We start from the raw sequence: 12220 nt of genomic DNA, 5'->3' as shown, positions 1-12220 counted from the left end.
GCTTCCGCTTTTATAAATAACGCTTCGCTATAGGTAGCCATATAAAGAGGGGCAGCTGCACCCGCATAAAATTCATTGACCAGAGAAAATGAATCCGGATCAGCCGCCGGCATATCGCCTACTCTTCTGCCGGCATAATTACCTTTATTACCTCTGGTAGCAAAAACGGCTAAGCGTGGATCATGTCTCAACACCAGTGAGTCAATAAATGATTGCGCCATTACTACACCACCGGATGCATCACCGGTATTCATGTACCAGGGATTTTCTGCCTGACCACTGCCGGGGTAAGCCACCAACGCATTGTCTGCATTGCTTTGAAAGCCTTGCTGCAATGCCAGCAAAGCATTATCTGCTTCCTGTACAGCCGTATGACCGGGCGCTTTACTCAAACGCATATGGTACCTGGCTTTAAGGGTATACACAAACTTTTTCCACTGCTTCATATCTCCCTTGTAAATGTAATCTTCCGCTGCCGGCGTTACAGCACCTTCAGGCTGATCCATGTAATACAATGAACTGTCCAGCATTTGCTGAATGGTGGCATAAATGGCTTCCTGTTTGTCATAACCGGGTTGCATGATAGTCGGAATTTTGAACGCCTGTGTATAAGGAATATTTCCCCACAGATCAGTGGCTATTGCCAGGTTATAGGCAAACAATGCCTTACCGATCGCTGCATACTCAGGATGGCGTTGTTGCTCCGCCAAATCAATCATCGTATTCAGGTTCTGGAAAACATTGGGATACAAATAATAATTCCACGTGTTGTCTGCGTCTACTGGCGTAATGGTATAGGATTCCAGGCTGGGAGAAGCCTGGTTCAGTGATAACTGCTGCATCCAGTAAGCAGTAACAGTGCCATACAACCCACCTACAACAGTAGTGCTGGTGCTGATTTCCACGGGGCCCAGGATCTGCGCTTCCTTAACTTTTAATGGATTATTAGGATCTGAATTTATGTCCAGGAACTTTGTACAGCCGGCGCCCAATAAGGTGCAACCCGCCACCAGGAATATGCTTAGTTTATTTTTCATGTCGTACTCTTTTGATGTTGTTTAAAACGTAACCTTCACGCCAGCAATGATACTCCTGTTGGAAGGCACGGGAAAGTTGGAAAAACCTTGCCCGTTGCCACTTCCATTCAGGCTTACTTCGGGGTCTGAACCGGTGTAGTTTTTATGTAGGATGAAATTGGTACCGGTGAGTGTGATTACGGCAGATTTAAAAAATGTATTTTTCAACACACTGGCGCCTAAATTATATCCCAGTGATACCTGTCGTAATTTCAGATAAGATCCATCTTCCACACTGTTTTCATCAGCAGCAGAATAATAGGATTTGTAGTAGTTTTCATCTAAAACAATTGCTTTTGTATTAGGTGCGCCCGTTTTTGCATTTACGCCTTCGAGTACTAGGGAAGTTCCTCTGTTCTCTGTTGCCTTGGCTGTGCCATAGAAAAAGAGGGAAGCGTTATCCAGGTTAATCACATCCCCCCCATGTTTATGATCCAGTACAAAAGAGAAAGTAAATCCTTTGTAAGTGAGATTACTGGTAAGACCGCCAGTCCACTTGGGAGTGGAGTTACCAATAGGGCCAAATGTGGAACTCACAACAGGATAACCATTATCTGTTAAGATCAGCTGATGCTGGTCGTTACGCTCGTAATGATCTCCGTAAATCACACCGTACGGCTGATTGGCATATGCGAAAATACCCGGAGCAGAAAAACCTGCGAGCTGGATGAAAGCAACACCGTTAGCCAGGTTCAGCACTTTGTTATCTATTTTCGTATAGTTGACACCGATAGTCCAGTTCACATTTTTTGTTTTCACGGGTGTGATACCCAGGGTTACTTCTATACCTTTATTCGACATATCACCTGCGTTCAGAGAAGCCGCGTTAAAGCCGGTGGCAGCAGATATTGGCGAACCTGGTGTTAATAACTCACTGCTGCGTTTATTGAACCAGGAAATTTCCAGTGAACCTCTGTTCTGCAGGAACCTTGTTTCCAATCCAATTTCAAATTCTTTCAGCGATTCGTTCCTTAAAGGAAAACCATAAGTAGTAGTCAGCGCATATCCGTTTACATCACGGAAAGGAAAGGCGATATTGCCGATGCTGGCCTGATAATAAGGATTGGAGAGAGAATAAGGTCCTACGTTATCATTACCCACCATGGAATAAGACACCCGTACTTTACCAAAATTCAGGATCCGGTTGTCCTGCATATGCAATGCTTCGGTAAAGATAAATCCGGCACTGGCAGAGCCATAAGGATAAAACTGGCTACCCTTTGATAATACGGAGCTGCCATCATAACGGCCTGTGAGCGCCACGGTAAGCATGCGTTTATACTCCAGGTTTGCCTGTCCGTAAAAACCTACCTTGCGACTTCTGTAATAACTGTAATTAGAAGATACTTTGGAAAAGTTGCCAATATTATACAGCTTATCTACCGATATCCCCACGCCTTTCACCAAAGAATAATCATTGTAATTACTGAGAATATTATTACCTACGAGTACACTTGCAAACCAGTCTTTACCAAAGTCTTTTCTGGCTTCCACCATTATATCATTATTGAACTGCTGGTATTTAATATCCCGTTGATACATCTGGCCTATTACCGGCGTAGGACCTGTATTTCCCCAACCGATAGCACCGGGTGCCTCATGGTAATCCGTGGCGTTCACATACATATCGGCGCCCGCTCTTTCTGTAATCGTGAGCCATGGCAAAGGATTATAGCTCAGCGTAATTACCGGAATGATGCGGTTGTTTTTATCCTGCAAACCAGTGTTATCCAGGATCCAGTAAGGATTATTTCTCGCGGCACGGAACAGGCGTTGCGAACCATCTTCATTCACAGAAGGATGCGGGTCCCAGGAAATAGGCGCGCCATATACTGTCCAGAGTGGATTCACGAAGTTGTTTCCTTCCAGGTAGCGATGATTATTTGACTGAATATAATTGAACTGGGTAGTGAGTTGCAGGTTATTCGCCAACTTTACACCATAGCGGGTAAACAGGGAGTGCCTGGAATAATCTGTGTTCGGAATAGTACCGGTTGTTTTCAGATAAGAGTAAGAAATGAGGTAATTGGATTTATCTGAATAACCACCTACATTAATATTATTATCTGATGTATGTCCGGTTTGAAAAAATTCTTTGGCAGGATTGTGTTTCGGAACCGCCACACCATTTACTTTCAGGGTATCCATCCGTGGACCCCAGGACGACGAACTGATACCACCATTATTTCCATCTACATATACACCGCCGGTGCCTTGTGCAAATTTATCCTGTAACTCAGGCAGGATAGGTGTTTGAAAAGAATAGCTGCTGCTTACAGATACACTGGGAGTGCCTTTATTGCCAGCGCCGACGCCATTTTTAGTGGTAATTATCACGGCGCCCCTTGCTGCGGCAGAACCATAAAGTGCGGTAGCTGCAGCGCCTTTCAGCACGGTAATACTTTCAATGATGTTGGGATCTATATCACTGGCCCTGTTGGCAGTACCGCCTGAATACTCAGGCCTGTTGGGGTTTCCGGCCTCGTTGTTATCCATCGGAATACCATCTACCACAAACAATGCCTGGTTATTCCCTACGAGCGAAGTATTACCACGAATCACAATTCTGGCAGAACTACCTGGAATCCCGCTGGAATTATTGATTTGTACACCGGCAATTTTTCCGGCCATGGCATTCACCAGGTTGTCCTGCTTTGCTTCGGTTAAGGTAGCGCCTTTTACTTCCTGCACACTATAGGTCAGCATTCTTTTGTCGCGCTTAATGCCTAATGCCGTCACTACTACTTCACTAATTTCTTTTGAATTTTCTGTCATCGATAACATCATCGGTGCAGCGCTATTGGCTTTGATAGTCAGGGTAGTAAATCCGATGGCCGTGATTAACAGGAGGTCGCCATTTTTTGCATCGATTTTAAAAGCACCATCTGTACCTGCTACGGTGCCGGTACTGCGACCTTGCACGTGTATAGATGCGCCAGGTATAGGCGCCCCATCTTTGGTCATCACCTTCCCGGAAACAGCCGGTGATTGGGCGTAGGCACAAGCTACCGCTAACAGCAGCCATGCTGCCATTGCAATTGTTTTTTTCATAAGAATTAAATTGTTGAGATTAAACAGCCAGCATCACGCTTGCAAACGCAGGCCAGCCAGCGTTGCATACAACGCGGAAAAATGATTAATGAATAATGGTAAAGATGTTGTTGTCTGTAACGATTTTGTTGTCTGATAATTTTACTTGCCTAACGGCAGATTCATAACATGTGCTATTGGTTGATACGTACTACATACCAATGCCCATCCTACTTTCAGCAGAAGTAAGACGTACAAATTACATTTGATATAAAAGTAAAATTAGGTCACATTCACCGATGTGGTCACACCAGAATTAACCAGTATTGTGCAAATATTAACTTCAGGTAAAAAAGAAAATAAGAAGATAATTTCAGTAATCTGACACCTTACAAGAACATTACTCCGGTTAGCACAGAGGCAATTAAATGTCACACAGACACATATCTGAAGTGGTAAACAGGAGCGTCTAAAAGTAGGATAACCGGGGTTAAAAAATGTGAAACCGCGCAATAACACCTGCTTTCCGATGGGTTAAAATCCGTTCATATTAAAAAAGAAAAGCTTCCTCCGTATTCCGGAGGAAGCTTTTATATATCAAATAGACAATCTTTATTTCTTTGGCTTAGCACCCATATAAAACGTAATGGTACCGCCATTCATGATATCTGCATGGGTAATATACAAACGATTCAATGGTGCACCATTCAGTACTACCTTCTGCACATATACATTCTTATCTCCCTGATTTTTCACGTCTACAATAAATGTTTTACCATTTTCCAGTTGCAGCGTGGCCTTGTCTATCGCCGGACTTCCCAGTGAATACTGGTCAGAACCGGGGCATACCGGGTAGAAGCCCAACGTGGTGAAAATATACCACGCACTCATTTGTCCGCAGTCGTCGTTACCACCTAAGCCATCAGGACCGGGATGATACATTTTTTTCAGGATCATGCGCACCCGTTCCTGCGTTTTCCACGGATAGCCGGTCCAGTTATATAAATAGGCTACGTGATGTGAAGGCTCGTTACCGTGTACGTAATTCCCAATGATACCGTCGCGGGTGATATCTTCCGTTTCTGCAAAATACTTATCTGGCAGCTCCATGGTGAACAATGAATCCAGGTGTGCGGTAAATTGCTTTTTACCTCCCATCATGGCAATCATTTCATTAGGATCATGTGGCACATACAAACTGTAATTCCAGGCATTGCCTTCAATAAAGCCCTGGTCATGCGTTTGCAGTGCATCAAAGCTGGCCTTGAAAGTGCCGTCATTTAGTTTAGGCCGCATAAATCCGGTATTGCCATCGTATACGTTTTTATAATTAACGGAGCGTTTTATGAATTCTTCATAAATATCTGTTCTGCCTAATTTCTTCGCCACCTGTGCAATACACCAGTCATCATATGCATACTCCAGCACTTTTGAAACAGAGGAACCATTTTTATCTTCCGGTATATAACCACGGTCAATATAATATTCCAGGCCATCATAAGTACGGTGGCGGGCGGTGGTTACGCAAGCTTCCAGTGCTTTGTTTACATCAAATGGCGCATTGCCTTTCATGATGGCATCGGCAATAACAGATACGCTGTGATAACCGATCATGCACCAGTTTTCATTGGCGTAATGCGCCCAGATAGGCAGCATATGCTGTGCACTTTGTTCATAGTGGCTCAGCATAGACTGGATCATATCGGCATTACGTTTAGGCTGAATCATGTTAAACAGCGGATGCAATGCACGGTAAGTATCCCACAGCGAAAAAGTAGTATAATTCGTATATCCGTTAGCGGTATGAATATTCATATCCAGTCCGCGATACTGACCATCCACATCCATATAGGTAGTGGGATTAATGAAGGCATGATACATCGCGGTATAGAAGTTTTCCTTTTCTTCTCTGCTACCGGATTCAATATGAATTTTGTTCAGTTCTTTTGTCCACAGTGCCTGTCCGTCACGTTTTACCTGTTCAAAGTCCCAGCCCGGAATTTCTGCACGCAGATTTTTCAACGCACCTTCTGTACTTACCGGCGACAGGGCCATTTTTATTTTGATTTTTTCACCAGGGGCGGTTTTAAAATCAAAGTAGGCGCGGATCTGTCGTCCTGCCATTTCAGGGAAGTTCTTCGATTGGTCAAACTTTCTCCAGAAGCCTTTGTATACATCTTTGGCATTGTTTTGCTGTCCGTATGCCACAAATGGTTTGGAGAAGGTTAGCGCAAAATATTCTATTCTCGTACGTGCCCAACCGTTAGTTTGGCGAAAACCGGTAATGAGGGTATCATTCTCTACCCTGATAAAGGTCCACACGTTTTTATTGTCGTAGTTATAGATACCGGACATCATATCCAAAATGATATGAGCGGAATCGGTACCGGGGAAAGTATACTGGTGAAATCCTACCCGGTTGCTGGCGGTGAGCTCTGCGAGGATATTATCATCTTCCAGTTTCACTTTATAGTAAGCAGGTTCCGCAACTTCTGTACTATGAGAAAAGGCGGAACGGTAGCCGCTTTCCGGATGATCAGCCGTACCTGGATTAAGTTGCAGTTTCCCTACAGTAGGCATGATTAAAAAATCGCCCAGGTCGGAGTGGCCGGTGCCGCTGAAATGCGTATGACTAAACCCTACAATGGTTTTGTCTTCATATTGATACCCTGCACAGTACTTGTACACATCGGGGTTATACTTCCCATTCATTTCGTAGGGAATAGTATCTGTTTCGGGACTGAGTTGCACCATCCCGAAAGGCACGGTAGCGCCGGGGTAGGTATGTCCCATTCTTTGTGTGCCGGTAATCGGCTTCACATATTGAATAACATTCTCCTGTGCCAGCACTGACAGAGAAGAAAAAAGGATAACAGGTAGTAAGAATTTTCTCATGTTGGTTGATTTTAGCGGAGTTAGTCTTGTTCAGGATTATACTGATTTTGATGATTAGACTGATTTTGTCTTTGTGATTTTTGATGATTTTAAAAAGATTATCTGAGAGTAATACAAGTATTATTTCACCCCTTTCTCATCTTTTCAATCTTACAAAATCAAAAAGAAAAAATCAGTCTAATCATCAAAATCAGTCTAATCCTGAGTAAGACAAAAATGATACATCCCGAAGAGTCGGGATGAAATATTTCAGTGAACAATGAAAAATCGTTTACAGGTCTTATTTATTCGCTGTTGGCGAATAAGAATACGGGAAAGCAGCCGGGCTGGTGCCTCTTGATTTCTCAGGAGTAGCGCCCATCTGAAATTCCAGGGTACCGCCGTTCTGCAGGTCCTGATGGCTGATCCAATTCTTTGAATAAGGTTGTCCGTTTAAAGATGCGCTTTGAACGTACAGGTTTGTATCGCTGTTGCCTGGTGCATTGATCACCATTGTTTTACCGTCTTCCAGTGTCATTGTCAGTTTGGAAAACAGAGGCGTGCCCAGTACATACTGTTGTGTACCCGGGCATACAGGATAGAATCCCATGGCTGAAAATACGTACCAGGCGCTGGTTTGACCATTATCTTCATCACCACAGTATCCATCCGGAGTGGCTTTGTATAAACGGCTCATTACCTGGCGTACCCAGTATTGTGTTTTCCATGGCTGACCTGCATAATTATATAAATAGATCATGTGCTGAATGGGCTGGTTGCCGTGGGCATACTGTCCCATGTTCATGATCTGCATTTCGCGTATTTCGTGGATAACGGTGCCATAGTAGCTTTCATCAAATACCGGTGGCATGTTGAAAACGGAATCCAGCATCTGCGCAAACATTTGCTGTCCGCCCATTAATTTAGCGAGGCCCTGCACATCATGGAATACAGACCAGGTATAGTGCCAGCTGTTTCCTTCGGTGAAAGCATCTCCCCATTTGAACGGATTAAAAGGCACCTGGAATTTACCATCTTTGTTTTTGCCACGCATCAGTTTTGTTTCCGGATCAAAGAGATTACGGTAATTCTGTGAGCGTTTTTCAAAGAGGTCTATTTCTTTTTTAGGCCGATTCAGTGCTTTTGCCAGTTGGAAAATGGTGAAGTCGTCATAGGAGTATTCCAGTGTACGTGCCGCATTTTCATTTACGTTTACATCGTAAGGCACATAACCCAGGGTATTATAGTATTTCACACCCAGGCGGCCTACAGAACTCAACGGACCTTCGTTCTCGGTATTTTTCAATATCGCCTTGTACAGGTTATTGATATCATAACCGCGGATTCCTTTCAGGTAAGCATCGGCGATGAGGGAAGCAGAGTTGGAACCCACCATACAGTCGCGATGACCGGGGCTGGCCCACTCAGGCAACCATCCGCTTTCGTTGTAAGCGTTGGATAAGCCTTCCATGATATGTGCACTCAGCGTAGGATACATCAGGGTAAAGAAAGGATGTACAGCGCGGAAAGTATCCCAGAAGCCGTTGTCCGTAAACATATAGCCGGGTAATACCTGGCCGTTGAACGGACTATAGTGTACAATTTCATTCTTCGCATCTATTTCATAGAACTTGCGCGGGAACAGCATGGTGCGATACAGGGAAGAGTAGAAAGTACTTACCTGTTCGCTGGAACCGCCTTCTACAGACAGTCTGCCGAGTTCTTTATTCCAGATATCTTTAGCCTTTTTGCAGGTGGCGTCAAAGCTATCGCCGCCAATTTCGCGTTGCAGGTTTAATGCTGCCTGTTCAAAGCTGATAAAAGAAGAAGCCGTTTTGATTCCTACCTTTTCTCCTTTCTTTGTTTTGAAACCTACTACAGCACCGGTATGATTGGCCTGTAATTCCAGCTGACCTTTTACCAGTACAGAGTCGTGCCAGGTATTGGTAACGGTAAACGGCTTGTCGAAGGTGATGATGAAGTAGTTTTTAAAATTGGAAGGTACGCCACCGCTGTTTTTAGTGGTGTAGCCAATGATCTTACGTTCCGCTGGTAATATCTTAATATAAGAACCATGATCAAATGCATCTACGACAATAAAGGCGCTGTCGGTAGCCGGATAGGTAAACCGTAGTTGAGCTGCCCTTTCTGTGGGAGTAATTTCTGTGGTTACGTCCGGATCAGCGAGGTATACGCTATAATAATAAGGTTTGGCCACTTCCGATTTATGGGAAAACCAGCTGGCACGGGCGTTCTGGTCAAATTTAACGGCACCCGTTACCGGCATAATGGCAAACTGACCATAATCATTTATCCACGGAGAGGGTTGGTGCGTTTGTTTGAATCCCCTGATTTTATCAGCGGTGTATTGATAGGCCCAGCCATTCCCCATGGTGTTGGTTTGTGGCATCCAGAAGTTCATTCCCCAGGGCAGGGCAATAGCAGGATAGGTATTACCATTTGATAAGCTCACCTTAGAATCGGAGCCCATCAGGGTGTTCACCCATTCCGCCGGTTCAGCTACTTTATTTACCGTTTGGCTATATGCACCATGCAGGGATAATAAAGCGGCTGCTAACAGTCCAACTTTTTTCATGATTAGATATTATAAACAACAAAAATGATCGTTTCGCTTATAACAAGCAAAGCTTGCGTAAGTTAACGTGAAATTTTAACAAAATCGATTTAGCACAGGTCCAGAAAAAAAAGATTCCACGAATCCTTTTTTCTCTTATTTCAAAAGCTGGTACTAAAAGTATAAATATTTTTCCAGCATTTGCAAGTATTTAATGCTTTTTTCGAAAGACAGGACAGACGCGGGAAAGGTATCCCAGCGGCTGCGTGTTCATTTGGTGGCTTCCCCGGCAAACATCACCCCCTTTAAGCCGATCCTCTCAAAATGAACTTACCCGGCAGCTCGATGGCGCTTTTCTTCATCGGACCACTGTTTTTGTCCAACTGATGCATCAGCAGGTCTATGGCGGTTTTGGCGATGCCCTCAATCGGCTGTTCTATCACAGAAATACCTGGTGGATATAAACGGAAGATGTCGTGATCATCGAAGCAAAGCACCGAAATATCATCCGGCATCTTCAATCCCATGCGGGCAATGACTTCCAGTCCCAGGATACCGAGGTAGTTGGTAGAGAAAAAGATCGCATCCAGGTCGGGATTGGCTTCTATGAAGTCCTGTAGCTCTTTCAGTGAATCTTCGCGCTGCTTGTGATATTGCAGTTGCAGGATATACTTTTTCTTTACAGGGATCTTGTGTTCTTTCAGCGCGGTTACATAGCCTCTTAAACGTTCTTCTATCTGTATCAGCTTTACATCTACCATCACAAAGGCGATCTTTGTTAATCCTTTGCCGATGAGGTGTTTCATGCCCTGCTGTACCCCATCAAAATTATTAATGAGTACATAGGGTGTTTTAATAGACGGGAAGTAGCTATCCATCAGCACCACCGGCTTATGCTGTTGCACCAGATGCTGTATTTCCTTTTCCATACCGGGGGCTGGCGTGATCAGGTAGCCGTCTACCATTTGCCGGCCCAGCATGCGGATTAACTCACCGCCTTTCTGGGCATTGTTCTCCGTACTACAGTATACTACATTGTAGCCCCTCCGCTCTGCTTCGGTTTCAATTGTTTTAGCCAAACTCGCGAAAAAACTCCCGGAGATGCTTTCTACAATCAGTCCAAGCGTTTTGGATTGTCCGGTGCGAAGATTCACCGCCATGCGGTGGGGTTCATAACCCGACTTCTCTGCCACCTGCATAATTCTGGCGGCCACCTCATCGCGGATACGCATTTGCTTCCCCTTCCCGTTTAATACAAACGAAACAGTGGAAGGCGCCACCCCGGCCATTTTTGCAACATCTTTAAGGGTTAATCTCTTCATGTATAGTGATTGGTTTTGGCATATATAAAACAGATACTATAGGAACCTCTCACAAATACCCGACAGTTATAATTTTCGGGGTATTCCCCATCTGACAGATACATGCTGGAACGGAAATTACAAAAATACCCGTAATTCCTACCCGGGAAGAAAAAAATGGTTATCTTTCAGTTAACCTACGCGGAAATAATATATATCCCTGGGGCACGTTATAGTAATTCACCGGCTCCGTTTTGCCAACATTATTACAACTGTAGTAAATTTAATAGTGCGTATGAAGTCTCTTTCACAACTTACAGATCCAGTTTACGTAAAACCTACCCATGAAACTTCACTTGATCGTCTTTTTAAAAGCTGGATCAGGGATGAACGCGATCTTCCTTTCGTATACCTGACCTTTAAAATTACCCTGACGCTCTGGCCCCTGGCCATCATCATGTATATACCGGGTATGAATAACTGGATATGGTGGACGGCTGCCATTGCCTATCAATTCCTCAACAACCTTACTTTCAAAGGCCCCTTTGGGCTGATGCTGCACTGTACCAGTCACCGGGTGTTCTTTATAAAAAAATACCAGTTCTGGAATAATTACCTGCCCTGGTTTATTGGCCCGCTGTTCGGACAAACGCCGGAAGGCTATTACTCACATCATATCGGTATGCACCACCCGGAAAACAATATGCCGGACGATGATAGCTGTACCATGATGTATCAACGCGACTCGCTCCGTAGTTTCCTCCTGTACCTGTTTAACTTCGTAACACAGGGCGTGTACGATACGGCGCGTTATCACCTGCGCAGAAAAAGAACAAAGCTAATGGTGAAGCTGGTAAGGGGAGAGGTCCTTTTCATTGGCGCCTGTATCGGTTTATCCTTTATTAATTTCCCGGCTACTTTCGTAGTATTTATATTACCCTTCCTCATTTCCCGTGTTATTATGATGGTGGGCAACTGGGCACAACATGCCTTCATAGCGGAAAACGATCCGGAAAATTCTTACAAAAACAGTATTACCTGCATCAATACAAAATATAACCACAAGTGCTGGAATGATGGCTATCATATCAGTCATCATATAAAACCCAGCATGCACTGGACAGAACATCCCGTCTATTTTACTAAAACGCTGGATGAATATATCACCAACGAAGCCATTGTATTTGATGGCATTCACTTTCTCCATGTATGGGCCTACCTGATGGCGAAACGCTATGATCTCCTGGCTAAACACTTTGTGAACATCGGCGGACGCTTCCAGACAGATGCCGAAATTATTTCCTTCTTAAAACAACGTACCCGCAAAATTACCACGCTGCCGGAACCGGTAGTCGTTGCGGCCG

General features: G+C 44.3%; 6 protein-coding genes. 1 reads left to right on the top strand and 5 read right to left on the bottom strand.

The features are described 5' to 3' along the window. The 5 genes from VIP81_RS26620 to VIP81_RS26600 form a co-directional block, all read right to left on the bottom strand. Positions 1 to 1037: SusD/RagB family nutrient-binding outer membrane lipoprotein (locus tag VIP81_RS26620; RefSeq protein WP_331968464.1), on the bottom strand; the 1037-nt coding region annotated here is incomplete at its 3' end. A 21-nt stretch (positions 1038 to 1058) separates the two neighbouring features. Further along, entirely contained in the window at positions 1059 to 4127 is a 3069-nt protein-coding gene (locus VIP81_RS26615; protein ID WP_331968461.1) for a SusC/RagA family TonB-linked outer membrane protein, read from the bottom strand. 591 nt (positions 4128 to 4718) lie between these two features. Next, positions 4719 to 7001, bottom strand: coding sequence for a GH92 family glycosyl hydrolase (locus VIP81_RS26610; protein ID WP_331968458.1), 2283 nt, complete (start codon positions 6999 to 7001; stop codon positions 4719 to 4721). Between the two features lie 280 nt (positions 7002 to 7281). Continuing rightward, positions 7282 to 9576, bottom strand: a complete 2295-nt coding sequence (locus VIP81_RS26605) for a GH92 family glycosyl hydrolase (protein ID WP_331968455.1) — start codon at positions 9574 to 9576, stop codon at positions 7282 to 7284. Between the two features lie 284 nt (positions 9577 to 9860). Continuing rightward, entirely contained in the window at positions 9861 to 10877 is a 1017-nt protein-coding gene (locus VIP81_RS26600; protein ID WP_331968451.1) for a LacI family DNA-binding transcriptional regulator, read from the bottom strand. Between the two features lie 274 nt (positions 10878 to 11151). On the opposite strand from VIP81_RS26600, the gene VIP81_RS26595 reads away from it, so the two are divergent. After that, on the top strand, positions 11152 to 12220 hold a 1069-nt coding region (locus VIP81_RS26595), incomplete at its 3' end, for a fatty acid desaturase family protein (protein ID WP_331968448.1).

The sequence above is a fragment of the Chitinophaga sp. genome (genome assembly GCF_036566945.1).
Taxonomy (GTDB): domain Bacteria; phylum Bacteroidota; class Bacteroidia; order Chitinophagales; family Chitinophagaceae; genus Chitinophaga.
The sequence above is the reverse complement of the archived record's forward strand: the minus strand, read 5'-3'. Positions and strand labels throughout refer to the sequence as shown.